Below are 24,900 nucleotides of genomic sequence, written 5' to 3' on the forward strand. Positions count from 1 at the left end.
GGCAACAGCCAACGGATGTTCAAACGGCCCGCACTGGCGGGCCGTCATGGCTTACAGCTGCTGGGTGACGAACGACAGCATCTGGTCGGCAGTGGAGATGACCTTGGAGTTCATCTCGTAGGCCCGCTGGGTGGTGATCATGTTCACCAGCTCTTCGACGGTGCTGACGTTGGAGTTTTCCAGGGTCTGTTGCTGGGTGGTGCCGAAACCGTTCAGGCCTGGGGTGCCGACCTGCGGCGCGCCGCTGGCGGCGGTCTCGAGGAACAGGTTGCCGCCGATCGCCTGCAGGCCGGCCGGGTTGATGAAGTCGGCGGTCTGGATGTTGCCGATGATCTGCGCTGCCGGGTTGCCGGCCGTGGTGATCGACACGGTGCCGTCGCGGCCGACGGTGAAGGTCTGGGCGTCCGGCGGCACGACGATGGCCGGCTCCAGGGCGAAACCGTTGGCAGTGACGATCTGGCCGTCGGAATTCAGGTGGAAGGTGCCGTCACGGGTATACGACACCGTGCCATCGGGCTGCAGGATCTGGAAGAAGCCGCGGCCATCGACCGCCATGTCCAGCGGGTTCTCGGTGGTTTGCAGGCTGCCGGCGGTGAAGCTCTTCTGGGTGCCGACGATGCGCACACCGGTACCGACCTGCAGGCCCGAAGGCAGCTCGCTGTCCTGAGTGGACTGCGCGCCAGGCTGGCGCTTGATCTGGTACAGCAGGTCCTGGAACTCGGCGCGGTCGCGCTTGAAGCCCGTGGTCGAGACGTTGGCCAGGTTGTTGGAAATGACCGTGAGGTTGGTGTCCTGGGCGGACAGGCCGGTTTTAGCGACCCAAAGAGCCGGAAGCATCTAGTGTTCTCCTCGTGCGCCTGTTTTACGGCACCCGTTCAAATGTGATTAGCCGATTTGCAAAACCCGAGCCATGGCTTCGTCGCCTTCCTTGGCTGCGTTCATCATCTTGACGTGCAGTTCGAACTGCCGCGACAGCGCCAGCACCGAGGTCATTTCCTCGACCGCATTGACGTTGCTCGACTCAAGGAACCCGGAAACCACGCGAACATTGACGTCGGCATTGGCGGGCTGGCCATTGCTGGTGTGGATCATGCCGTCGAGCCCCTTGGTCAGGCCCTTGATGTCCGGATTGACCAGTTTGATCCGGTCGACCTGCGCCAGCGCCCGCGGGTCTTCACCCATGGCGCGGATGCTGATGGTGCCATCCTCGCCGACCTCGACTTTCTGCTCAGGCGGGACAGCAATCGGGCCGCCGTTGCCGATCACCGGCATGCCGTTGCCGGCACGCAGAATACCGAGGGCGTCAATGTTCAGGCTGCCGGTACGCACATAGGCCTCGCTGCCATCGGGTGCCTGCACGGCAATGAAACCCTGGCCACTGACCGCCACATCCAGGTCACGCCCGGTCTCCACCAGGGCACCGCCGGTGAAGTCGGTGGCCGGCCGCTCGCTCATGGCGAAGGCACGCGCCGGAAAGCTGTCACCGAATACCGGCATGGAACGCGCCTGCTCCAGATCACGCCGGAAACCATTGGTGGAAACGTTCGCCAGGTTGTTGGCATGCGCCTTCTGCGCCAGCGCGTTCTGGCTGGCACCGGTCATGGCCACATAAAGCATCTTGTCCACAGCATCTCCTCTGCGCGAACCTTGCCGCGCTGTCGTTGGCAAGGCTTAAGCAATTATCGAACCACACTGGCAAAGCCTTTCAATACGGGGCTTTCAAGGCCGCGCAGGCCTGCTGAGCGTCAGTTTGTCGGCGAATCTTTGCCGCTGGCGGCAAGCGCCGAATCAGTCATTGCGGCATGCCCCATTGGTGTAAGGCCCCGAGTGCAGCTTCCAGCCGTCACCCGGATTGGTTGCCGAACACAGGTAGCGCCCGGTAGCCAGGCTTTGCCACTGGTACCAGGGCGCTGGCGCGGCCTGCAGCGAGCACGCAACCAGCAGCGCCAGCAGCAACCCTGCAATCCTCGACACTCTCCTCATGGCATCACCCTCCGCCAGATGTGAAAAAGCCCCTGCAAGCAGGGGCTTTGCCCAACCACGATCATCAGGTCATCTGGATGATGGTCTGCATGATGGTGCTTTCAGTGGAAATGGTCTTGGCGTTGGCCTGGTAGTTGCTCTGCGCCTTGATCAGGTTGACCAGCTCGCCGGTCAGGTCGACGTTGGAGTCTTCCAGGGAGCTGCCGGCAATACGGCCCAGGGTACCGGTATCCGGCTCGCCGATGATCGGCACGCCCGAAGCGTAGGACTCTTTCCAGGCCGTGCCGCCCACCGGGGTCAGGCCTTGCAGGTTGGCGAAGTTGGCGATCGCCACCTGGCCGATGACCTTGTCCTGGCCGTTGGTGAAGTTGGCGAACAGGTTGCCGCTCTGGTCGACGGTCAGGCCGGCGAGCTCACCGGTGGCATAGCCATCCTGGCTCTTGGCAGTGGTGGCCGACGCCGCGTTGTACTGGGTGGTAGCCAGCATATCGAGGGTGACGCCACCCGTGCGTGCGGTGGCGCCGTTGGCAACCCAGGCGCCCGCCGCGTTCTTCTCGGCCGGCACCCAGCCGGTGAGCTGGAAGGTTTTGTCGGCACCGATGGTCAAGCCACCCGGCACCGCACCTGCGGTCATGCCGGCGGTATTCAGGGTGCCGTCGGTCTTGAACGGCAGCTTGTTGATCAGCGGCGTGGTCAAGGTCGGGTCAGCCGGGTTGCGACCGTCGATGGTGGTGTACATGGTCCAGGAGTTGGTACCTGCATCCTTGACGAAGTACTGGTTGAGCTGGTGCGCATTACCCTGGCTGTCGTAAACGTCGGTATTGAAGGTGTAGTTGTAGCTGTTGACGTTGGCCGGATCGAACGGCGCCACGCTCGGCTGGATCGCGCTGGAGTTCAGGTTGACGGTCTCGGACACACGACCGGTCGGGTTGGGCGACAGGTTCGAGGTATCGATCTTCAGATCGGTCAGCACGCCCTTGACGACCTTGCCATTGCCGTCCACCGCATAGCCCTGCAGGTTGGCACCACTGGAGTTGACGACGTAGCCGTCCTTGTCGCTGTAGAAGGCGCCGGCACGGGTATAGATGCGCGAACCGTTGTCGCTCAGGGCGAAGAAACCGTTACCGTCGATGGCCATGTCCAGCGCCTGGCCGGTGCCATTGATGTTGCCCGGGTTGAACATCTGCGAAACGGCCATGGTTTTCACGCCGCTGCCGACTTGGGTCTTGCCGCCGGAAGTACCGCGGATCGACTGCGAATACTGGTCGGCGAACTCGGCGCGCGACGATTTGAAACCGGTGGTGGCGACGTTGGCAATGTTGTTGCCGGTAACGTTCAGAGCCTTGTTCGCCGCGTAGAGACCGCTCAGGCCGATATTGAAAGACATTGACTCGCTCCTTGTGCCGATTCTGCGGCGTTAGATTCCGATGCTGGTGACTTTGGAGATGCCGATCTTGCCGATGCCGGCCAGGTCGAGCATCATCTCGCTGCCGTTCTGGAAGCTGACACTGTTGACCCTTGCCGGGAGCAAGGTGGACAGCGTCTTGGCCTTGCCTTCGACCGTGGTCTCGGCCGCGAAGGTGTAGGTGCCCGGGGCGACTTTCTCGCCCTTTTCATTGGTGCCATCCCAGATGAAGTCGGCGGTACCGGCCTTCTGCGAGCCCAGCTGGATGGTCTTGACGACGTTGCCGTCCTTGTCCTTGATGGTGACCTTGCCGTCACTGATGCTCTGCGGCACCACGACCTGGCCGTTGAAGCTGGAAGTGGTGTCCACCACGGCCTTGTCGGTCTGCACGATCACCGAGCGGCCGACCAGCGAGGTGGCTTGCAACGCCTGGGACGAGCCAATGCCGGTCAGGATCCCGTTGACCGAATCGTTCAGCGACTGGATACCTTCCAGGCTGCTGAACTGCGCCAGCTGCGCGACGAACTCGCCGTTCTCCTGCGGATCGAGCGGGTTCTGGTTCTTCATCTGCGTCACCAGCAGCTGCAGGAACGCATCCTTGCCCAGCGCACTGCCGGCCTGACCGGTCGTGCTGCTGTTCTTGCTGTCGGTCTTCTGCAACGACTTCAGGTAGGCACTACCGACGTCGTTACTGGTATTGGTTGTGGTCATGGCGGCTCCGAGCTTACTGACCCAGGGTCAGCACTTTCTGCATCATGTTCTTGGCGGTGTTCATCAGCTCGGCGTTGGTCTGGAACGCGCGGCTGGCGGAGATCATGTCGGCCATCTCCTCGACCACATTCACATTCGGGTAGTAGACGTAGCCGTCCTTGTTGGCCGCCGGATGGTTCGGCTCGTAGCGCGCTTCGAGGTTGCTCTGGTCCTCGATGATGCCCTTGACCTGCACGCCCTGCCCGGCCTCGCCCTGGTCTTCGAACAGCGACTGGCTGGTGCCGGCCTGGGCGTTCTGGAAGGTGGTGGCGAACACCGGGTGGCGTGCACGGTAGGTCTGGTCGATGCTCGAGGAGACGGTCTCGGCGTTGGCGATGTTCGAGGCAACGGTGTTCAGGCGCGTGTTCTGCGCGCTCATGCCGCTACCGGCGATATTGAAAACACTGGCAAGGGACATGGTCACTCTCCGCGCAGGGCCGATACCAGCCCTTTGAATTTACTGTTGAGCAACGTGAAGCTGGCCTGGAAGCCGATCGCGTTCTCTGTGTAGTTCGATTGTTCGATCTGGGCATCGACGGTGTTCTGGTCGATCGACGGCTGCATCGGGGTACGGTACTGCAGGGTGTCGTCGGCCATTGCCAGCCCTTCGGCCTCGATATGCCGATTGTTGGTGCGGTCCAGGGCGATGCGCCCTTTCTGCTGCTTGTCGGCCTCGGCAGCGAGCACCGACGAGAAGTCCATGTCACGCGCCTTGTAGTTCGGCGTATCGGCGTTGGCGATGTTGTTGGCCAGCACTTCGGCACGCTGGGCGCGGAAGCCCAATGCCTTTTCGTGTATGCCGAGCGCCTTGTCGAAGCTGATGCTCATATCAGGGAAACCTTCATAGGTGACCAGAATTTCGTTGGCTAAGCTTTAGCAAGGCCTATGCCAGCTTTGCAAAGCCCCGCATTCACTGGGCCCCAGGGCTTTTCGGCATGCCGCCATTGCCAGAAAAGCGGCAAATCGCTTCCGCCGCGCAGCAGGCAAGCGGCAATTGCCGCCCGGCAAAAGCGGCAATCCAAAAAATTGACGTCATTTGCCGCGCCCATGAAAAAGGCCGGTGTCTCACGACACCGGCCTTGGTTTACCGCCTCAGGCGTTACTTGGCCTGATAGATGATGCCCGGGCTGCACTGGACCATCTGATAGTGATCCGGCAATCCGTTGAGCGCCTCGGATGCACCCAGGAACAGATAGCCACCAGGCTTCAGCGTGCCATGGATACGCAGCAGGATGTCCTTCTTGACCTGGGCCGAGAAGTAGATCAGCACGTTACGGCAGAACACGATGTCGAACTTGCCCAGGGGCGCATAGCTGTCCAGCAGGTTGTACGAGCGGAACTCGACACGGCTGCGGATCGGCGCCTTGACCGCCCAACGCCCCGGCCCCTTGGGGTCGAAGTAACGCTGCAGGCGCTCCTGCGACAGGCCGCGGGCGATGGCCAGGCTGTCGTATTCGCCGGTCTTGCAGTTGGTGAGCATCGAGCCGGACAGGTCAGTGGCAACGATCTGCGCGCCCATCTTCAGCTGGCCAAGGTTGCCGCGCTCGAACTCGTCGATGGCCATGGAGATGGAGTACGGCTCCTGCCCCGACGAGCAGGCCGCCGACCAGATACGCAGGCGCTGGCCAGGGTTACCCTTGATGAACTCGGGGATGACCTTGTTCTTGAGCACCTCGAAGGGGTAGGTATCGCGAAACCACAGGGTTTCGTTGGTGGTCATGGCATCGACCACCTGCTCGCGCAAACCACCCCGCGGTTGCGACTGGATGCGCTGCACCAGCTCACCCAACGACTTGATGCCCTGCTGCTCCATCAACTTGTTGAGACGGCTGGAGACCAGGTACTGCTTATTCTCGCCCAGCAGGATGCCACAGGCTTTCTCCAGGAAGACCCGGAACTGTTCGAAATCCAAATTACCCGTAGACAATGCTGCCGCCTCTTTCTAAATCGCTAGCGCCGGGGACTGGCCCCGGCCGTTTCAATGCGTCGCCTTGATCCGGTCGACTACCCGCTGGGCAAGGTCGTCCGGCTTGAACTTGGCCAGGAAATCATCGGCCCCGACCTTCTTGACCATGGCCTGGTTGAAGACCCCGGACAGCGAAGTATGCAGGACGATGTGCAGCTTTTGCATGCGCGGATCGCTGCGAATCTCGGCCGTCAGGGTGTAGCCGTCCATTTCCGGCATCTCGATATCCGAGATCATCATGAGGAATTCCTCCTCCGGCCGCTTGCCCTCATCGACCAGCTTGCGCAGGTAATCCAGCGCCTGACGACCATCGTTGAGCGCAACCACCTCGACACCGACAGTCTGCAGGCAGCGGCTGACCTGCTTGCGCGCCACCGACGAATCATCGACGGTCAGCACCCGCAGCAGCACGGCCTTGTCCTGCACCTCGGCATCGATCACGCCCTCGGACACCGACTCGGACGACGGAGCCACTTCCGCCAGCACCTTTTCCACGTCGATGATCTCGACCATGCGATTGTCGACCCGGGTGACCGCGGTCAGGTAGTGATCGCGCCCGGTCCCCTTGGGTGGTGGATGGATCTCTTCCCAGTTCATGTTGACGATGCGCTCGACCGAGTGCACCAAAAAGCCCTGGGTCTTGGTGTTGTACTCGGTGATGATCACAAAGCTGTTACGCGTATCTTCCTTCAACCCCGGCAAGCCCGTCGCCATCGACAGGTCCAGGATCGGGATGGTCGCCCCGCGAATGTTGGCCACCCCACGCACTACCGAATGCGACTTGGGCAGCACCGTCAGATCCGGACACTGCAACACCTCCCGGACCTTGAATACATTGATGCCGTAGAGCTGGTCGCCATTGAGGCGAAACAACAACAGCTCCAGGCGATTCTGCCCCACCAGCTGCGTGCGCTGGTTGACCGAATCCATCACTCCAGCCATGCCGGACCCCTCCAACGATTGCCTGAATACCAAATCGGCACGGGCTTTGCTTTTTTGAGCGCCATGTACACGAAAACGACATTTTCCCGACGACTGACGCGCCTGCTGACCGGCTCGCTGGCCACCCTGTGCCTCATGGCACCCGGTGTTCGCACGCTGGCGGATGCTTTTACCTTGCCTGAACAGCTTATCGGTGTCACCCAAGGGTTTCTTGAGTTCACCGTGGAAGATTATCTGGCGACCACCCAGACCAGCGGCCGCTACGAGATCCAGGTCAACAGGCTCGACCCGCGCCTGCGCATGCCGCTGTGCAGCCAGCAACTTGACGCTTCACTGGAAAGCCCGACCCCGCTGGGCCGAGTCACGGTAAAGGTGCGCTGCGATGGCACGGCCCCGTGGACCATTTTCGTGCCCGCCCAGGTACGGCTGCTGCGCGACGTGGTGGTGATGACGCGGCCGCTCAAGCGCGAAAGCGTGGTCGGCGAAGGCGATATTGCCCTGCGCGAACGCGATGTCGGCACGCTGGGCCCAGGCTATCTGACGCAAATGGACCAGGCAGTGGGCATGAAGCTGCTGCGCCCCACCGTGATTGACCAGGTGTTGACCCAGCAACACCTGGAGCAGGCGGAGCTGGTGCGCAAAGGCGATCACGTGGTGATTGTCGCGCGCAGCGGCACCCTCAGCGTGCGCATGCCAGGCGAAGCCCTGAGCAAAGGCGGCCTGCAGGAACAGATCCGGGTACGCAACCTGAACTCCAAGCGCGTGGTGAAAGCGCGGGTCACAGGGCCTGGGCAGGTCGAGGTGGCCATGTAGCAATATTCACCGCCGGATCACGACAGAAGGCTGGCGGCAGGGAACCGCTCCCCCTAAACTGTGTCGGAATCGGGTTGCGCAAGCGTGCTGCCAGACAGCACTGCATTCCTGCCTAAAGTTTTTTTCGGGTTGGCCGAAAACAGGGTATGCGTACAAATACCCAGAGGTTTTGATCATGGTCATCGACTTCAGTCGTGTGAATAATTCTCCGCCCAGCACGGGTGGCGTTCGCGGCAATGCCGCGCCTGGCAACGTCGACAAAGCCGACGCCAGCAGCGTAGCGCCCAGCGCCAATGCCAGTGGTGAAGCGGTACACTTCAGCCCAGAAGCCCAGCAGCTGCAGAAGATCAGCGACAGTCTGCGCGACCAGCCGATCGTCAACAGCGCCCGTGTGGCCGAGTTGAAACAAGCGATCGCGGACGGCAGCTACAAGGTGGACGCCGACCGCGTCGCCAGTAAACTGCTTGATTTCGAAGCCCAGCGCTAACCTCCAGGCGCGCTGACTTCAAGGACGCAACACGCCAAGAGTTAGCCATGCACGACATCACTCTGCTGCAACTGATCGAAAACGACATCGCGCCAACGCAGGAATTGCTCGACCTGCTCCAGAGCGAGACGATCGCCCTGCACGGGCGGGACATGCCGCTGCTGGAACAGATCCTGGCCCGCAAGCAGTCGTTGATCATCTTGCTCGAGCAGCAGGGTCGCCGACGCAGCCAGTTGCTGCACGACATCGGTCTGAGCACCGATCGTGCAGGCGTACAAGCCTTGGCCGCACAGTCGCCCAATGGCGAGGCCCTGCTGCAACGGCTCGATGCGCTCAGCGCATTGATGGACGCCTGCCAGAAGGCCAACGAGACCAATGGCCAGGTCATCCAGATACAGCAGCGTGCCACGGCCAACCAGGTCAGCATCCTCATGGGTGGCGATTCTCCTTCGCTGTACGACAGCCGTGGCACCACCTCGCCGATGGCCAAGCCCCGGGCGCTCAGCCAAGTGTGATTTTCCCTGTTCAAGGCACGGAGCATACTGGCAAAATGCCGTAACTTGCGTGTGTCGTTTTTGCCTGGAGATTTAGAACCCGTGTTCAATGAAACCGATGCCCCCCAGCCACCAAAGGTGCTCACTACCCCTTTGGAAATCGCGGCCAACCTGCGCCAGCTGCTGGAGAGCCACGACCCGCTGATCATCAGCTTCCATGAGCGCAGCCAGCGGTTCCAGAGCTATGTGGTGCACATCGACCGCGACAACGGCGTTCTGGCCCTGGACGAAATGATCCCTCGCGATGGGGAGAAATACATCGAGAACGGCGAAGCGTTCCGTGTCGAAGGCTTCCATGACGGCGTACGCATCGCCTGGGAGTGCGACACACCGCTGACCATCACCGAGATCGATGGCCACCGCTGCTACCGTGGCCCACTGCCCACCGAAGTCACTTACCATCAGCGCCGCAGCGCCTTCCGCGCTGCGCTCAAGCTGTCGCAGCTGGTCGACATCGTCCTCGACGGCACCCACTTGAAAGGCAATGGCGCACTGCGCGGCAAGCTGCTCGACATCTCGGCCACCGGCTGCAAATTGCGCTTCGAAGGCAACGTCGAGGAGCGCCTGCAACTCGGCCAGGTGTACGAACGCTTCAAGGCCGCCAACCCCCTGGGCCTGACCGACACCATGGTCGAACTGCGCCACCTGCACTTCGAAGAGCGCATCAACACCACCTTCGCCGGCGTACGCTTCCATAACCTCAACGGCCAGGCGCAGCGCAAGATCGAGAGCTTCGTTTATCAGTTGCAGCGCGAAGCACGACGCTTCGACAAAGACGACTACTGATTCACAGCCAAACAAAAACGCCACCCATAGGGTGGCGTTTTTGTTTGCAGCGCTGCGCGCCGACCGAAGAGCGGGTCGGCCGCCGCAACCTAAGTGACCGACTTGTCGACCTCGGCGCCAGGCTGCACGGACGGCTCAACACCCTTCTCATCCGCTTCGGTATCTTCTGCCGCTACCGGCGTCTGCATAACCTCCTGCACGGTCTGCTCATCGACCCGCGGGTCAAGTGCCGCCGACAGTGGCGAACCGGCCGCCGGCATGGCCACGTGCCCCAGCGGCGCATCCTGGACCTGGTGCAGCCCGGTAACCGCCTTGGGCCGGATACGCCAGACCAGCACCAGCGCAAAGAACACGAAGAACGCGTACAGCATCTGCGGGCCCAGCAGCTTCATCAGCACCCCGGCCGCCAACGGCCCGATACAGGCACCCACCCCATAGGTCACCAGCAACATGGCGGTCAGCGATACCCGCCGTTCGCTTTCCACATGGTCGTTGGAAAACGCCACGGCCAGCGGATACAAACAGAACTGCAGCAGCGAGATCAAGAAGCCGATACCGAACAACAGCTCCAGCGGCACACCCGGCAGGATCGCCAGAGGCGCCGAGGCCAGCGCCAGGCCGATTGCCACGCTGCGGATCAGCACCGCGCGGTCATAGCGGTCGGACAGCCAGCCCAGCGGCCATTGCACCACCAGCCCAGCCAGGATGCAGCTACCCATGAACAGGCCGATCTGCTCGGTGGACATGCCCTGGCTGGTGGCATACAGCGGTGCCAGACCATAGAACGAACCGACGATCAGCCCCGAACCCAGCACCGTGGAGAGCGATTGCGGCACCCGCTTGATGAAGAACTTCGGCTCCATCGGTGCCGGGCGCAGGGGTGCGGGGTGGATGCGCCGGGTCATGGCCACGGGCACCAGGCACAGGGCGAAGCACATGGCTACCAGCATCAGCAGCTCCGGCCCCAGCTGTGGGTGCACCACGAGAATCAGCTGGCCCAGCACCAGCCCCAGATAAGAAGCGATCATGTAGCCGCTGAACACCGCGCCACGGTGCTTGGCATCAGCCTGCTCGTTGAGCCAGCTTTCGATGACCATGTACTGGCACATCATCCCCAGGCCGACGATCATCCGCAGCCCGATCCAGGCCGGCAGCCAGCTTGTCAGGCCATGCCCGAGCACCGCCGCGCAGACGATACCGGCACAGGTGGCATAGGCGCGAATATGCCCGACCCGACCGATCAGCCGGTGGCCGACCTTGCCGCCCACCGCCAGGCCGAAATAGTTGGCCGCCATCAGCGCACCGATCCACAGGCTGTCGACGTGATCGGCGGCGAGGCGCAAGGCCAGGTAGGTACTGAGCAGGCCCGAGCCGATCAGCATCATCAAGGCAGCGAAGTACAGCGACTGAAACGGCTTCCAGATATTTCGCATACGTCCCGTGGGCTCCTGGCGCAGGTGGCGGTGGGTTGCAGGCAAGCATAAAAGCAAATGCGCCGCGACGCAGGCCCCCGCAGGCGAAAAAGATCGCCAACGGCGGGCCCGTTACAGCTTGCGTCGCGCTCAGGCCTGCGCCGCCAGTACTCGCCGCTCCCAGGGCGTGATCTCGTCGAGGTAGTCGCTCAGTTCGAGGGTCTTGGTGGCGATATAGCCTTCGATGAACTCGTTGCCGAACAGCTCATGGGCCAGCGCACTGTGCTTCAGGCGCTGCAGCGCCGCATGCAGGGTGCAGGGCAGGCTCAGGTGCTCGGGCACTTCGAATTCGCCCTGGATAGCGGGCGTGGGAGCAATTTGCTGCTCGATGCCATGCAGGCCCGCGGCAAGGCTGGCGGCAATTGCCAGATAGGGGTTGGCGTCGGCGCCGGGCAAGCGATTCTCCACCCGCCGCGCCACTGGCGAGCTGGCCGGAATGCGCAGGCCAGCGGCGCGATTGTCGTGCGACCAGCAGGCGTTGTTCGGCGAAGCGTAGGGGTGGCACAAGCGCTGGTACGAATTGACGTTGGGCGCGAACAGCGCGGTGAAGTCGGCCAGGCAGGCCTGCAGGCCGCCAATGAAATGATGGAAGGTGTCGGTCGCCCTGCCCTGCTCGTCGCTGAACACGTTTCGCCCACTGGCGATGTCCACCAGGCTCTGGTGAATGTGCATCGAACTGCCGGGCGTATGCGCCAGCGGCTTGGCCATGCACACCACGGTCAGGCCATGACGCAGCGCCACTTCCTTGAGCAGGTGCTTGAACAGGAAGGTCTGGTCGGCCAGCAGCAGCGGGTCGCCATGCAGCAGGTTGATCTCGAACTGGCTGACGCCCATCTCGTGCATGAAGGTGTCGCGCGGCAGGCCCAGCGCTGCCATGCACCGGTACACTTCGCTGAAGAACGGCCGCAGGCCATTGTTGGAACTGACACTGAATGCCGAATGGCCCATCTCCCGGCGGCCATCCTTGCCCAGCGGCGGCTGGAACGGCTGCTGCGGGTCGCTGTTGGGGGCAAACACGAAGAATTCGAGCTCGGTCGCCACCACCGGCGCCAGGCCGTGCTCGGCGTAACGGGCGATCACCGCCTTGAGCTGGCCACGGCTGGACAATTGCGACGGTGCGCCGTCGAGTTCGACCGCATCGCAGATGGCCAGGGCGCGAGGCTCGTCGCTCCAGGGCAGGCGGTGGATCTGCGCAGGGTCGGCCACCAGCGCCAGGTCGCTGTCGTCGCTGCCATAGTATTTCGCCGCCGGGTAGCCACCCATGATGCATTGCAGCAGTACTCCGCGCGCCATCTGCAGGCGCCGGCCTTCAAGGAAGCCTTCGGCGGTCATGACCTTGCCGCGAGCCACGCCGTTGAAATCTGGGGTAACGCACTCGATCTCGTCGATGCCCTTCAGGTGCTCTGCCAGGTTGCACGGGCCTTCGGTCGTCATGACGCTGTCCTTCTTGGGGTGTTGGCGTGCCGGGAATGGCGCCGGGCGCAACATTGGCTTGGGCTGTTCGAAACTTCAAGCAGCTGGACAGTGCTCGCCTAGTGCTCACGCAAGGTCATGCCATTGGCCGGCAACGGCAACGCTGTCTTGTAGCGCACCTGTTTGAGGGCGAAGCTGGAACGGATGTTGGCCACCCCCGGCAAGCGAGTCAGGTAATCGAGAAAACGCTCCAGCGCCTGGATGCTGGGCAGCAGCACCCGCAGCAGATAATCCGGGTCGCCGGTCATCAGGTAGCACTCCATCACCTCGGGGCGCTCGGCGATCTCTTCTTCGAAACGGTGCAGCGACTGCTCCACCTGCTTCTCCAGGCTGACGTGAATGAACACGTTGACGTCCAGCCCCAGCGCCTCGGGCGACAGTAGCGTCACTTGCTGGCGGATCACCCCCAACTCCTCCATGGCCTTGACCCGGTTGAAACAGGGGGTGGGCGACAGATTGACCGAACGCGCAAGCTCCGCGTTGGTGATCCGCGCGTTTTCCTGAAGGCTGTTGAGAATGCCGATATCCGTGCGATCCAGTTTGCGCATGAGACAAATTCACCTGGTTTTTGTGTTTGTGCGGAATGTTTATCTCCAGCGTCGGACAAAGGCAATGAACTTGAGAGAAAAATTCTCCTGCCGTCCCCCTATGATGTAACAGACGCTGACCTGCCAGTCACAAGCCGGCAGGCAGCGGCGACCGCTTCAAAGCTCACAAAAACAACAGCCGAGCGAGCGTAAAAAGCATGAACGAGTACGCCCCCCTGCGTCTGCATGTGCCCGAGCCTACAGGCCGGCCAGGCTGCCAGACCGATTTCTCCTACCTGCGCCTGAACGACGCGGGTCAAGTCCGTAAACCGCCCATCGATGTAGAACCTGCCGACACTGCCGACCTTTCCGGCAGCCTGGTGCGCGTGCTCAACGAACACGGCGACGCCGTAGGCCCATGGGCCGAGGGCATCGACGCGCAGGTGCTGCGCCAAGGCATGCGCGCCATGCTCAAGACGCGCATCTTCGACAGCCGCATGGTCGTGGCCCAGCGCCAGAAGAAGATGTCCTTCTACATGCAGAGCCTGGGCGAGGAAGCCATCGGCAGCGGCCAGGCGCTGGCCCTGAACCGCACCGACATGTGCTTCCCCACCTACCGCCAGCAGAGCATCCTGATGGCCCGCGACGTGTCGCTGGTGGAGATGATCTGCCAACTGCTGTCCAACACCCGTGACCCGCTCAAGGGCCGCCAGCTGCCGATCATGTACTCGGTGCGCGAGGCCGGCTTCTTCACCATCAGCGGCAACCTCGCCACCCAGTTCGTCCAGGCAGTCGGCTGGGCCATGGCCTCGGCGATCAAGGGCGATACCAAGATCGCCTCGGCCTGGATCGGCGACGGCGCCACCGCCGAGTCCGACTTCCACACCGCGCTGACCTTCGCCCATGTGTACCGCGCCCCGGTCATCCTGAACGTGGTCAACAACCAGTGGGCGATCTCGACCTTCCAGGCCATCGCCGGTGGCGAGTCGACCACCTTCGCCGGCCGTGGCGTCGGTTGCGGCATCGCTTCGCTGCGGGTCGACGGCAACGACTTCATCGCCGTCTACGCGGCCTCGCGCTGGGCCGCCGAACGCGCCCGCCGCGGCCTGGGCCCGACGCTGATCGAGTGGGTCACTTACCGCGCTGGCCCGCACTCCACCTCGGACGACCCGTCCAAGTACCGCCCTGCGGACGATTGGAGCCACTTCCCGCTGGGCGACCCGATCGCCCGCCTCAAGCAGCACCTGATCAAGGCCGGGCACTGGTCCGAAGAGGAGCACCAGGCAGTCAGCGCGGAGCTGGAGGCCGAGGTGATCAAGGCGCAGAAGGACGCCGAGCAGTTCGGCACCCTGAGCAATGGCCATATCCCCAGCGCGGCCTCGATGTTCGAAGACGTGTACAAGGAAATGCCCGACCACCTGCGCCGTCAGCGCCAGGAACTGGGGGTCTGAGATGAACGATCACAACAACAGCATTGACCTGGAAAACGCCATGTCCACCACCACCATGACCATGATCCAGGCCCTGCGCTCGGCCATGGATGTCATGCTCGAGCGCGACGACAACGTGGTGGTCTACGGCCAGGACGTTGGCTACTTCGGCGGCGTGTTCCGCTGCACCGAAGGCCTGCAGACCAAGTACGGCAAGTCGCGGGTGTTCGATGCGCCGATCTCCGAAAGCGGCATCGTCGGCACCGCCGTGGGCATGGGCGCCTATGGCCTGCGCCCGGTGGTCGAGATCCAGTTCGCCGACTACTTCTACCCGGCCTCCGACCAGATCGTCTCGGAGATGGCGCGCCTGCGCTATCGCTCGGCCGGCGAGTTCATTTCGCCGCTGACCCTGCGCATGCCCTGCGGCGGCGGCATCTATGGCGGCCAGACCCACAGCCAGAGCCCGGAAGCGATGTTCACCCAGGTGTGCGGCCTGCGCACCGTCATGCCGTCCAACCCTTATGACGCCAAGGGCCTGCTGATCGCCTCGATCGAGTGCGATGACCCGGTGATCTTCCTCGAGCCCAAGCGCCTGTACAACGGCCCGTTCGACGGCCACCACGACCGCCCGGTTACCCCCTGGGCCAAGCACCCGCACAGCAGTGTGCCGGACGGCTATTACACCGTGCCGCTGGACAAGGCGGCGATCACCCGCCCGGGCAACGACGTCACCGTGCTGACCTACGGCACCACCGTGTACGTGTCGCAAGTGGCCGCTGAAGAAACCGGCGTCGACGCCGAAGTCATCGACCTGCGCAGCCTGTGGCCGCTAGACCTGGAGACCATCGTCGAGTCGGTGAAGAAGACCGGCCGCTGCGTGGTCGTGCACGAAGCCACCCGCACCTGCGGCTTCGGCGCCGAACTGGTATCGCTGGTCCAGGAGCACTGCTTCCATCACCTCGAAGCGCCGATCGAGCGCGTCACCGGTTGGGACACCCCCTACCCCCACGCACAGGAATGGGCCTACTTCCCAGGGCCTTCGCGGGTAGGCGCGGCATTGAAACGGGTCATGGAGGTCTGAATGGGCACGCACGTCATCAAGATGCCGGATATCGGTGAAGGCATCGCGCAGGTCGAGTTGGTCGAGTGGTTCGTCAAGGTCGGCGACATGATCGCCGAGGACCAGGTAGTGGCCGATGTCATGACCGACAAGGCCACCGTGGAAATCCCTTCGCCGGTCAGCGGCAAGGTGCTGGCCCTGGGCGGCCAGCCGGGTGAAGTGATGGCGGTCGGCAGCGAGCTGATCCGCATCGAAGTCGAAGGCAGCGGCAACCATGTCGATACGCCACAGAGCAAACCAGTTGACGCACCTGCCGCGCCAGTGAAGGCCGAAGCCAAGCCCGAACCACGCGTCGAAGCTGCGCCACAGTTTGCAGCGAGCCACACCGCGGCACCGATCGTGCCGCGCGAAGCACACGAGAAGCCACTGGCCTCGCCTGCCGTGCGCAAACGCGCGCTGGATGCCGGTATCGAGCTGCGTTACGTGCATGGCAGCGGCCCTGCCGGGCGTATCCTGCATGAGGACCTCGACGCCTTCATCAGCAAACCGCAGAGCAACAGCGGGCAGGCGCCGGGCGGTTACGGCAAGCGCACCGACAGCGAACAGGTGCCGGTGATCGGCCTGCGCCGCAAGATCGCCCAGCGCATGCAGGACGCCAAGCGTCGCGTCGCCCACTTCAGCTATGTCGAGGAAATCGACGTCACGGCGCTCGAAGCCCTGCGCCAGCAACTCAATGCCAAGCACGGCGACAGCCGTGGCAAGCTGACGCTGCTGCCGTTCCTGGTGCGCGCCATGGTCGTCGCCCTGCGCGACTTCCCGCAGATCAACGCCACCTACGACGACGAGGCCCAGGTCATCACCCGCCACGGCGCGGTGCATGTGGGCATCGCCACCCAGGGCGACAACGGCCTGATGGTGCCGGTGCTGCGCCACGCCGAAGCCGGCAGCCTGTGGAGCAACGCCAGCGAGATCGCCCGCGTGGCCCATGCCGCACGCAACAACAAAGCCACCCGTGAAGAGCTGTCCGGCTCGACCATTACCCTGACCAGCCTTGGTGCGCTGGGCGGCATCGTCAGCACGCCGGTGGTCAACACCCCGGAAGTGGCGATCGTCGGCGTCAACCGCATGGTCGAACGGCCGGTGGTGATCGATGGCCAGATCGTCGTGCGCAAGATGATGAACCTGTCCAGCTCGTTCGACCATCGCGTGGTCGACGGCATGGATGCCGCACTGTTCATCCAGGCCGTGCGCGGCCTGCTGGAACAACCTGCCTGCCTGTTCGTGGAGTGACCATGCAACCGATCATCGACACCACCCTGCTGATCATCGGTGGCGGCCCTGGCGGCTATGTGGCCGCCATCCGCGCCGGGCAACTGGGCATCCCCACCGTGCTGGTGGAAGGCCAGGCGCTGGGCGGCACCTGCCTGAACATCGGCTGCATCCCGTCCAAGGCGCTGATCCATGTGGCCGAGCAGTTCCACCAGACCAGTCGCTACACCGAACCGTCGGCACTGGGCATCAGCGTCTCTTCGCCGCGCCTGGACATCGGCCGCAGCCTCGAGTGGAAGGACGGCATCGTCGACCGCCTCACCAGCGGCGTCGCCGCCCTGCTGAAAAAACACGGCGTGAAAGTGATCCACGGCTGGGCGAAGATCCTCGATGGCAAGAGCGTCGAGGTGGACGGCCAACGCATCCAGTGCGAGCACCTGTTGCTGGCCACCGGCTCGAGCAGCGTGGAACTGCCGATGCTGCCGATCGGCGGGCCGATCATCTCGTCCACCGAAGCCCTTGCGCCCAAGGCCCTGCCGCAGCACCTGGTGGTGGTCGGCGGTGGCTATATCGGCCTGGAGCTGGGCATCGCCTATCGCAAGCTGGGCGCCAAGGTGAGCGTGGTGGAGGCCCGCGAGCGCATCCTGCCCACCTACGACGCCGAGCTCACTGCACCGGTAGCTGAATCGCTCAAGAAACTGGGCATCGCACTGCACCTGGGCCATAGCGTCGAGGGCTATACCGACGGCTGCCTGCTGGCGCGTGATGGCCAGGGCGCGCAGCTGCGCCTGGAGGCCGATCAGGTATTGGTGGCCGTGGGTCGTCGCCCGCGCACCCAGGGCTTTGGCCTGGAAAGCCTGGACCTGAAGATGAACGGTGCGGCCATCGCCATCGACGAGCGCTGCCAGACCAGCATGCGCAACGTCTGGGCCATCGGTGACGTGGCCGGCGAGCCGATGCTGGCGCACCGGGCCATGGCCCAGGGCGAGATGGTGGCGGAAATCATCGCCGGCAAGGCGCGGCGCTTCGAGCCCAGCGCAATCGCCGCGGTGTGCTTCACCGACCCGGAAGTGGTGGTGGCCGGCACTACGCCGGAACAGGCCAGCCAACAGGGCGTGGACTGCATCGTCGCGCAATTCCCGTTTGCCGCCAACGGTCGGGCCATGAGCCTGGAGTCGAAGAGCGGCTTCGTGCGGGTGGTAGCGCGCCGCGACAATCACCTGATCCTCGGCTGGCAAGCGGTGGGGGTGGCGGTGTCCGAGCTGTCCACCGCCTTTGCCCAGTCACTGGAGATGGGCGCCCGACTGGAAGATATCGCCGGCACCATCCACGCCCACCCGACGCTGGGTGAAGCCGTGCAGGAAGCGGCGCTGCGTGCCCTTGGCCACGCACTGCATATCTAGCCTCAAACACTGAAGCGGCAATAGCCGATTTGGCCCGCAGCGTTACCAGGCGCTGCGGGCATTTTTTTATTCGACGATGGCGTTCTTGCCGGCCGCCTTGGCCCGGTACAGCGCCTTGTCAGCCCGGGCCAGCAAGGCGCGTTGATCCTCCCCGTCCTGCCATTGCACCACGCCGTAGCTCATGGTCAGCTGGCAATCGCCCACCGGCGCCATGGACGCTACGGCCTGGCGTATCCTGCGCGCGGCTTCACGTGCTTCCTCCAAGGCCGTCTGCGGCAGGACCACCACGAACTCATCCCCGCCCCAACGTGCCAGCAGGTCCTGGGCACGCAGGCACTCGCGTATGCTCTCGGTCACCTCGACCAGCGCAGCATCGCCACGGGCGTGACCGTGCAGGTCATTGATCGGCTTGAAGTCATCCAGGTCCATGGCGATGAGCGCCAGAGGCTGGCGATAGCGACGGGCGCGCTCGCATTCCTGCTCGAGGGTCTTTTCAAGGCGATAGCGATTGGCGGTGCGGGTCAACGGATCACGCTCGGCCAGATCACGGTTTTCGTCGAGCTGACGCTGCAACTGCTGGTTGACCCAGGACAGCTCGCGGGTACGCTCGGCCACCTGGCACTCCAGCGACTGATTGCGCTGCTCCAGCTCGGCGACCAGCCGCTTGCCGGCATCGATGTTGCGATGGGCACCTAGCATGCGTGCCACCGAGCCATCCTCGTTGCGGGCGATGATATGGCCGCTGTCCTCGACCCACAGGTAGCTGCCGTCCTGGCAGCGGCAGCGGTACTCGATACGGTAGCGCTCGTTGCGCTGATTGATGTAGGCCTCGAAGTGGGCCATCACCCGGGGGAAGTCTTCCGGGTGGATCACGCTCTCCCAGGTCAGGACCGAATTGGCCATCGAATGGCTGGCATAACCCAGCATCGCGTACCAGCCCGGGTTGCGGTAGACGTAGCCGGTGTTGGCATCCCAGTCCCAGATGCCGTCGCTGATCAGGTCGAACAAAGTGTGCAGTTGCTGCTCGCTGAAGCCGGTCGGTACCGGCGTTGGTGGCTGACTCATGGACGCTCTCCCTGGTATCCGGCTACTGCGCCCCGATCACGGTGCTGCGGATGTTCATCGTGATTGCCGCAGTCGGCAATCCTGTTCCTCTGGGGGGCAAGCATATGCCCAGTACAGCGTTGCCGGAATAGCCCCGGCGGGCTATTCCGACGAGTTTGCGCGCTGGCACAGCTTTTGCCCCTTCGATCGCGCTTATTGACCCATTCAAGGAGGAGACATGCTCACTTCAATCAGCGGGATGCCTTGGCAGCCCGCGGTGCAGCCATCCAGTCGCATCGGCAACGAACAGGCGCTGGCACCGGCGCTGCAGTTCCAGCCGATCGCCGCCGCCAGCGGCACCACCGCACAGCACAACAGCCAGGGCAGCACCTCGCAGCAGAACAGCGAAGACAATCGCAAGGAGGCCTTTGCCAAGCTCATGATCATGCTGCAGAACCCAGATGTTGCCGCACGCCAGCAGGGCAGCGTCGACAAGCCGCAGCTCAGCGATGTACGACAGGAGTTCCGCGACTACGTGGAGAAGTCGCCGGCGGAAAAGATCAAGGAGAAATACCTCCAGGAGCTAGGCCTGACCGAGGAGGAGTACGACGCGTTGCCACCGGAGAAGAAAGCGATGATCGATGAGCAGATCGCTCAGCGAATGCAGGATGATGTCGAGGCGAAGGCCTTGGCCAAGCTCGGCCAGCAGGAGCAGGGCGTGCAGCAAAGCGACGAGCTCACGGATATCGAGCTCTAAGCCAGGCGCGTGGCCCTGCCTTGGGCCACGCCTCTCGCGGCAGGGCAGGCTGCCCTCGCAGCACTCGACAGCGGGCGTGTAACGGGATTCAATCCAGCCCTCCTCAATCGCCTTGCTACAGGGAATCGGCAATTCGTCATGGACAGACTCAGACAAGACTTCTCGCTTTCGGCGCTGGTCGCCGGCCTGATCGCAGTGATCATTTCCTACGCCGGCCCGTTGATCATCGTGTTCCAGGCTGCCCATCAGGCCCAGCTCAGCAACGAGGCAACCGCCTCGTGGATCTGGGCGATCTCCATCGGCAGTGGCCTGACCGGCTTGCTGCTGAGCTGGAAACTGCGAGTGCCGGTGATCACCGCGTGGTCAACACCTGGCGCGGCGCTGCTGGTGTCGATGCTGCCGACCGTGTCGCTGGCGCAGGCCGTGGGGGCCTACATCGTTGCCTCGCTGCTGATCGCCGTGATCGCACTGAGCGGCGCGTTCGACAAGCTGATGCGCCGCCTGCCCAAGGCGATTGCCGCCGCCATGCTCGCCGGCATCCTGTTCCGCTTCGGCGCTGATCTGTTCAGCTCCATCCGCCTGCAGCCGTTGCTGGTCCTTTCGATGCTCGCGGCATACCTGCTGTTCAAGCGCCTGTCGCCCCGCTACGCCATCCTCTCGGTACTGGTGGTTGGCTGCGGGCTCGCCACCAGCATGGGCCAGCTCGATACGGGCGCACTGGTGCTGGAGATGGCCGTCCCGCTCTGGACCGCGCCGCAATGGAACTGGCATGCCATCGTCAACATTGGCCTGCCGCTGGCGCTGGTGTCGCTCACAGGCCAGTCGGTACCGGGTATCGCCGTACTGCGTACAGCCGGTTACCAGACCGCCGCACGCCCGATCGTCTCGGTGACCGCCATCGGCTCGCTGCTGCTGGCACCGTTCGCCTGCCATGGGGTCAACCTGGCAGCGATTACCGCAGCCATCTGCACAGGCCGCGAGGCCCACGAGAACCCCGATAAGCGCTATATCGCCGGCATTGCCTGTGGCGCCTTCTATCTGCTGATGGGCACCTTCGGCGCCACCCTGGCCTCAGTGTTCGCCGCCCTACCCCGGGAAATGATCGCCGCCCTCGCCGGCCTGGCGCTGTTCGGCGCCATCGCAACCGGGCTGACCGGTGCCATGGCCGATGAAAAGCAGCGTGAGCCTGCGTTGATCACCTTCCTGGTCACTGCCTCTGGCATGAGCTTCCTGGGCCTGGGCGCCGCCTTCTGGGGGCTGATATTCGGCCTGGTCGCCTACTTTGCGCTCGGTTACACCCGACCGCACATCGCCCATACAGGAGCGCACGCAGGCGAACAGCGTTGAGTGGGTTGGCAATGGAGGGTGTGAATGGCGTCCCAGGCAGGATTTGAACCTGCAACCTTCCCCTTAGGAGGGGGATGCTCTATCCAATTGAGCTACTGAGACACTGGGGCCGGCAACGGGCGCTGCACGGCAGGGACGGCGAGCATGTTACCCAGCGCATCGGCATTTGTCATGTTTCTATCGGGCATTTTGCACGTCAATCATTTCCCTGCTCTTGGCCGATGACTCCCTCCTGTCGCAGTACCCCGAACAGCGCCTCGACGGCGACATCGAGCGCAGCCGAGTTATCCAGCACATGCACCGAGGGATCGTAGGCCTGCAGCCGAGCGCCGCGGGCCAGACGCTGTTCGATTTCCTCGGCGCTTTCCCGACCGCGAGCCGTCAAGCGCTGGCGCAGTACGCCAGGTAGAACGGTCAGGCCAACCGCCAGCAAATCCGGGTAGCGTTGCCGCGCCTCGTCCAGGTATCCCCGCGAGCCGTTCACCAGCACCGAACGGCCAGCGGCGAGACGATCCTCCACTTGGGCAGGGATGCCATAGCAGAGGCCATTCGCCGCCCAGCACAGGGCAAACTCGCCCGCCGCGCGCATGCCCTCGAAACGTTCGAGCGTAACCCCCAGCGCACTCTCCCCCTTGGCTTCGGCGGAACGGGTTATGACCCTTCGTGCAACGTCCACACCGTGCTTGGCAAGGCGCTCGCGCGCAGCATCAATAAGGGAATCTTTGCCCGATCCCGATGGTCCCATCAGGAATATCAACCGCCCTCTTGAGGACGGTGCGCCGCTTGCGTCATATTGCATAGCCACTATGCTCAAGGTGTGGGAACCTGCGCATTCTAGGGTTTTTCCCTAACCTTTGCTGCCAGTTACCAGATTTTGACGACAAAGGTCTGACGCGCCTGCATTCTGCGTCAATGTGAATCTTTTCAAACCAGTACTCATTTCTGATAATTGGTACTGGCAAAAAGCCTGTACCGGAGCCACTATTTGTCACAGAATTGACGCCAAGGAATCGGCGACATGAGGCAAGATGAAAACCCGAAACCACATTACGGTTGAACATTTTGTCGTCGCCGCGGTCGTACTTCCACCGTGCGGCCAATTTGCGAACCGCTTCCCCTGAACTAGAACAACCGGTCAATTTATATGCGCCCATTGAAACAGGCTATTTATTCGAGCCGCACCGCTGACAAGTTCGTCGTCCGCCTGCCAGACGGAATGCGTGAGCGCATTGCCGAGGTAGCGCGCAACCATCACCGCAGCATGAACTCCGAGATCATCGCGCGCCTGGAGCAGAGCCTTATCCAGGAAGGCGCGCTGGGCGACGAACTGAGCATGCGCCTGGACAGCCCAGAGCTCAGCCTGCACGAACGCGAACTGCTGCAACGCTTCCGCCAGCTGTCCCATCGTCAGCAGAACGCACTGGTTGCGCTGATCGCACACGATGTGGAAATGGCTGCTGACGCGTCCTGATACAAAGCACTGACACACAAAAAAGCCAGCGCAAGCTGGCTTTTTTGTTGCCGCTGTCCCACTACTCAGAGCAGGAACAGCGTTGCCAACCCCAGGAAAATGAAGAAGCCGCCGCTGTCAGTCACAGCAGTGATCATTACGCTGGAGCCCATGGCCGGATCGCGCCCCAGGCGGGTCAGCGTCATCGGAATCAACACCCCCATCAAGGCCGCCAGCAGCAAGTTGAGGGTCATGGCCGCCGTCATCACCAGGCCCAATGACCAACTGCCGTAGAGCATGAATGCCACTACGCCGATCACCCCACCCCATATCAGGCCGTTGAGCAGCGAAACCGCCAACTCCTTGCGCATGAGGCGGCTGGTGTTGCCCGGCGACACCTGGTCCAGTGCCATCGCGCGCACGATCATGGTGATGGTCTGGTTACCCGAGTTACCACCGATACCGGCAACGATAGGCATCAGCGCAGCCAGGGCCACCAGTTTCTCGATCGAGCCTTCGAACAGACCGATCACCCGGGACGCCAGGAAGGCAGTAATCAGGTTGATGGCCAGCCAGGCCCAACGGTTGCGCAGCGAGCGCCAGACCGAGGCGAAGATGTCTTCCTCTTCGCGCAGACCCGCCATGTTGAGCACTTCGCTCTCGCTCTCCTCACGGATCAGGTCGACCATTTCATCAATGGTCAGTCGGCCGATCAGGCGCTCGTTCTTGTCCACCACCGGCGCGGACACCAGGTCGTAACGCTCGAATGCCAGGGCCGCGTCATAGGCATCTTCCTCGGGGTGGAACACCACCGGGTCGTTGGCCATGACCTCCGCGACTTTCTTGTCCGGGTCGTTGACCAGCAGCCGCTTGATCGGCAGCACACCCTTGAGCTTGCCGTCGTAGTCGACCACGAACAGTTTGTCGGTGTGCCCTGGCAGCTCTTTGAGCCGACGCAGGTAGCGCAGTACCACTTCCAGGCTGACGTCTTCGCGGATGGTCACCATCTCGAAGTCCATCAGCGCACCGACTTGCTCCTCGTCGTAGCTCAGCGCCGAACGCACGCGCTCACGTTGCTGGGCGTCGAGGCTTTCCATCAATTCATGGACGACGTCTCGCGGTAATTCCGGCGCCAGGTCGGCGAGTTCGTCGGCGTCCATTTCCTTGGCCGCGGCGAGCAGTTCGTGATCGTCCATGTCGGCGATCAGGGACTGGCGGACAGCGTCGGAAACTTCCAGCAGGATGTCGCCATCACGATCAGAGCGCACCAGCTGCCAGACCGTCAGGCGGTCTTCCAGCGGCAAGGCTTCGAGAATGTAGGCAATGTCGGCGAGGTGCAGGTCATCGAGCTTGCGCTGCAGTTCGACGAGGTTCTGCCGGTGGACGAGGTTTTCCACGAGGTCGTGGTGTTGACCTTCCTGACGGTGCGTCAGGTCCTCAACCACGCGCTGGCGCTGCAGCAGTTCGATCACCTGGGCAAGGCGATCCTGCAGGCTGTCTTGAGCTTTCTTTACTTCTACTTCGGTCATAGGCGAACTCCACCCCCAGCAGCGGAGCACGCCGGGAGAATCAATCGATCAGATCTTGCTGCATGAAGCGTGTTAGCGAGTAACTACTGGGTAAGTCCATGGTGGTATTCCACAAGCCCCGGCGGGGCTGACGGGCGCAATCATACACGGTGTCAGCTGTCGGATCGCTTAAAATTTTGGCTAGAACAATCGTTTGCGCAATAAAGCTGTGACAACACTCGAAGCCAACAGTGCGACGGCCTGAGGCTTGCAAAAATCACATGCAAATAAGGTCTGCTCGGGATCGGGCTATCAACGTGAGTCTAGTCGTGCGCGGACAGAATCAGTGAATGCCGAAAAAGAAAAAGCCCGCTTGAATAAGCGGGCTTTTCAGGTATGGCGGACTCAGGAGGATTCGAACCTCCGACCGCTCGGTTCGTAGCCGAGTACTCTATCCAGCTGAGCTATGAGTCC

General features: G+C 62.8%; 26 protein-coding genes and 2 tRNA genes. 11 read left to right on the top strand and 17 right to left on the bottom strand.

Annotation, left to right across the window (positions count from 1 at the left end; all coding sequences use genetic code 11):
- Positions 1-51 precede the first annotated feature (51 nt).
- From flgG to F6X61_RS15205, 9 genes are all read right to left on the bottom strand, one after another.
- A complete protein-coding gene (gene flgG / locus F6X61_RS15165) occupies positions 52-837 on the bottom strand; it encodes a flagellar basal-body rod protein FlgG (RefSeq protein WP_153787301.1) in 786 nt (261 codons plus the stop codon).
- A gap of 48 nt (positions 838-885) precedes the next feature.
- Complete coding sequence (gene flgF, locus F6X61_RS15170; RefSeq protein WP_153787302.1) at positions 886-1,626, bottom strand: flagellar basal-body rod protein FlgF; 741 nt, start codon at positions 1,624-1,626, stop codon at positions 886-888.
- Positions 1,627-1,788: 162 nt separating this feature from the next.
- Entirely contained in the window at positions 1,789-1,983 is a 195-nt protein-coding gene (locus tag F6X61_RS15175) for a hypothetical protein (RefSeq protein ID WP_153787303.1), read from the bottom strand.
- A gap of 64 nt (positions 1,984-2,047) precedes the next feature.
- A complete protein-coding gene (flgE, locus tag F6X61_RS15180; protein WP_153787304.1) occupies positions 2,048-3,370 on the bottom strand; it encodes a flagellar hook protein FlgE in 1,323 nt (440 codons plus the stop codon).
- Between the two features lie 30 nt (positions 3,371-3,400).
- Positions 3,401-4,099, bottom strand: a complete 699-nt coding sequence (gene flgD, locus F6X61_RS15185; RefSeq protein WP_153787305.1) for a flagellar hook assembly protein FlgD — start codon at positions 4,097-4,099, stop codon at positions 3,401-3,403.
- Positions 4,100-4,112: 13 nt separating this feature from the next.
- Complete coding sequence (flgC, locus tag F6X61_RS15190; protein WP_110991889.1) at positions 4,113-4,556, bottom strand: flagellar basal body rod protein FlgC; 444 nt, start codon at positions 4,554-4,556, stop codon at positions 4,113-4,115.
- Positions 4,557-4,558: 2 nt separating this feature from the next.
- Positions 4,559-4,966 (bottom strand): flagellar basal body rod protein FlgB, encoded by a 408-nt coding sequence (gene flgB / locus F6X61_RS15195; protein WP_125464992.1) that lies wholly within the window; start codon positions 4,964-4,966, stop codon positions 4,559-4,561.
- Between the two features lie 271 nt (positions 4,967-5,237).
- Positions 5,238-6,065, bottom strand: a complete 828-nt coding sequence (gene cheR, locus F6X61_RS15200; RefSeq protein WP_153787306.1) for a protein-glutamate O-methyltransferase CheR — start codon at positions 6,063-6,065, stop codon at positions 5,238-5,240.
- A 51-nt stretch (positions 6,066-6,116) separates the two neighbouring features.
- Positions 6,117-7,046 carry a chemotaxis protein CheV gene (locus F6X61_RS15205; protein WP_153787307.1) on the bottom strand — a complete coding sequence of 310 codons (930 nt, stop codon included), beginning with the start codon at positions 7,044-7,046 and terminating at the stop codon, positions 6,117-6,119.
- Between the two features lie 63 nt (positions 7,047-7,109).
- On the opposite strand from F6X61_RS15205, the gene flgA reads away from it, so the two are divergent.
- The 4 genes from flgA (at position 7,110) to F6X61_RS15225 (ending at position 9,686) form a co-directional block, all read left to right on the top strand.
- A complete protein-coding gene (gene flgA / locus F6X61_RS15210) occupies positions 7,110-7,859 on the top strand; it encodes a flagellar basal body P-ring formation chaperone FlgA (RefSeq protein WP_153787308.1) in 750 nt (249 codons plus the stop codon).
- A gap of 175 nt (positions 7,860-8,034) precedes the next feature.
- Complete coding sequence (gene flgM, locus F6X61_RS15215) at positions 8,035-8,346, top strand: flagellar biosynthesis anti-sigma factor FlgM (RefSeq protein WP_153787309.1); 312 nt, start codon at positions 8,035-8,037, stop codon at positions 8,344-8,346.
- A 47-nt stretch (positions 8,347-8,393) separates the two neighbouring features.
- Entirely contained in the window at positions 8,394-8,861 is a 468-nt protein-coding gene (locus F6X61_RS15220; protein ID WP_153787310.1) for a flagella synthesis protein FlgN, read from the top strand.
- Positions 8,862-8,942: 81 nt separating this feature from the next.
- Entirely contained in the window at positions 8,943-9,686 is a 744-nt protein-coding gene (locus tag F6X61_RS15225; protein ID WP_153787311.1) for a flagellar brake protein, read from the top strand.
- An 89-nt stretch (positions 9,687-9,775) separates the two neighbouring features.
- On the opposite strand, the gene F6X61_RS15230 is transcribed toward F6X61_RS15225, so the two are convergent.
- From F6X61_RS15230 to bkdR, 3 genes are all read right to left on the bottom strand, one after another.
- The gene (locus F6X61_RS15230; protein WP_153787312.1) at positions 9,776-11,119 is read right to left on the bottom strand and encodes an MFS transporter; all 1,344 of its coding nucleotides are present in this window, start codon (positions 11,117-11,119) and stop codon (positions 9,776-9,778) included.
- Between the two features lie 129 nt (positions 11,120-11,248).
- Positions 11,249-12,490 carry a glutamine synthetase family protein gene (locus F6X61_RS15235; RefSeq protein ID WP_178125827.1) on the bottom strand — a complete coding sequence of 414 codons (1,242 nt, stop codon included), beginning with the start codon at positions 12,488-12,490 and terminating at the stop codon, positions 11,249-11,251.
- 200 nt (positions 12,491-12,690) lie between these two features.
- Entirely contained in the window at positions 12,691-13,179 is a 489-nt protein-coding gene (gene bkdR / locus F6X61_RS15240) for a Bkd operon transcriptional regulator BkdR (RefSeq protein ID WP_125465000.1), read from the bottom strand.
- 197 nt (positions 13,180-13,376) lie between these two features.
- On the opposite strand from bkdR, the gene F6X61_RS15245 reads away from it, so the two are divergent.
- The 4 genes from F6X61_RS15245 to lpdA are packed head-to-tail and all read left to right on the top strand — an operon-like array spanning position 13,377 to position 18,320.
- The gene (locus tag F6X61_RS15245; protein ID WP_110991899.1) at positions 13,377-14,609 is read left to right on the top strand and encodes a 3-methyl-2-oxobutanoate dehydrogenase (2-methylpropanoyl-transferring) subunit alpha; all 1,233 of its coding nucleotides are present in this window, start codon (positions 13,377-13,379) and stop codon (positions 14,607-14,609) included.
- A gap of 1 nt (position 14,610) precedes the next feature.
- Entirely contained in the window at positions 14,611-15,669 is a 1,059-nt protein-coding gene (locus F6X61_RS15250; protein ID WP_110991900.1) for an alpha-ketoacid dehydrogenase subunit beta, read from the top strand.
- Positions 15,670-16,938 carry a dihydrolipoamide acetyltransferase family protein gene (locus F6X61_RS15255; RefSeq protein ID WP_153787314.1) on the top strand — a complete coding sequence of 423 codons (1,269 nt, stop codon included), beginning with the start codon at positions 15,670-15,672 and terminating at the stop codon, positions 16,936-16,938.
- Positions 16,939-16,940: 2 nt separating this feature from the next.
- Complete coding sequence (gene lpdA / locus F6X61_RS15260) at positions 16,941-18,320, top strand: dihydrolipoyl dehydrogenase (RefSeq protein WP_153787315.1); 1,380 nt, start codon at positions 16,941-16,943, stop codon at positions 18,318-18,320.
- Positions 18,321-18,386: 66 nt separating this feature from the next.
- Here the strand turns inward: lpdA and F6X61_RS15265 are convergent, their stop codons facing one another.
- Positions 18,387-19,385, bottom strand: coding sequence for a diguanylate cyclase domain-containing protein (locus F6X61_RS15265; protein ID WP_153787316.1), 999 nt, complete (start codon positions 19,383-19,385; stop codon positions 18,387-18,389).
- Between the two features lie 217 nt (positions 19,386-19,602).
- On the opposite strand from F6X61_RS15265, the gene F6X61_RS15270 reads away from it, so the two are divergent.
- Both F6X61_RS15270 and F6X61_RS15275 read left to right on the top strand, forming a co-directional pair.
- The gene (locus F6X61_RS15270; protein WP_153787317.1) at positions 19,603-20,121 is read left to right on the top strand and encodes a hypothetical protein; all 519 of its coding nucleotides are present in this window, start codon (positions 19,603-19,605) and stop codon (positions 20,119-20,121) included.
- Between the two features lie 138 nt (positions 20,122-20,259).
- Entirely contained in the window at positions 20,260-21,468 is a 1,209-nt protein-coding gene (locus F6X61_RS15275; protein WP_153787318.1) for a benzoate/H(+) symporter BenE family transporter, read from the top strand.
- A gap of 25 nt (positions 21,469-21,493) precedes the next feature.
- Here F6X61_RS15275 and F6X61_RS15280 read toward each other — a convergent pair.
- Both F6X61_RS15280 and phnN read right to left on the bottom strand, forming a co-directional pair.
- Positions 21,494-21,570: transfer RNA gene (locus F6X61_RS15280), tRNA-Arg, on the bottom strand.
- A 94-nt stretch (positions 21,571-21,664) separates the two neighbouring features.
- Positions 21,665-22,267 (bottom strand): phosphonate metabolism protein/1,5-bisphosphokinase (PRPP-forming) PhnN, encoded by a 603-nt coding sequence (gene phnN, locus F6X61_RS15285; RefSeq protein WP_153787319.1) that lies wholly within the window; start codon positions 22,265-22,267, stop codon positions 21,665-21,667.
- Between the two features lie 345 nt (positions 22,268-22,612).
- Here phnN and F6X61_RS15290 point away from each other — a divergent pair, with 345 nt between their 5' ends.
- Positions 22,613-22,939, top strand: coding sequence for an Arc family DNA-binding protein (locus F6X61_RS15290; protein WP_033699552.1), 327 nt, complete (start codon positions 22,613-22,615; stop codon positions 22,937-22,939).
- Between the two features lie 65 nt (positions 22,940-23,004).
- Here F6X61_RS15290 and mgtE read toward each other — a convergent pair whose 3' ends face one another.
- The gene (gene mgtE / locus F6X61_RS15295) at positions 23,005-24,447 is read right to left on the bottom strand and encodes a magnesium transporter (RefSeq protein ID WP_153787320.1); all 1,443 of its coding nucleotides are present in this window, start codon (positions 24,445-24,447) and stop codon (positions 23,005-23,007) included.
- A gap of 376 nt (positions 24,448-24,823) precedes the next feature.
- Positions 24,824-24,900: transfer RNA gene (locus F6X61_RS15300), tRNA-Arg, on the bottom strand.

Source organism: Pseudomonas sp. EMN2, assembly GCF_009650555.1.
In the GTDB taxonomy this organism is placed as follows: domain Bacteria; phylum Pseudomonadota; class Gammaproteobacteria; order Pseudomonadales; family Pseudomonadaceae; genus Aquipseudomonas; species Aquipseudomonas sichuanensis.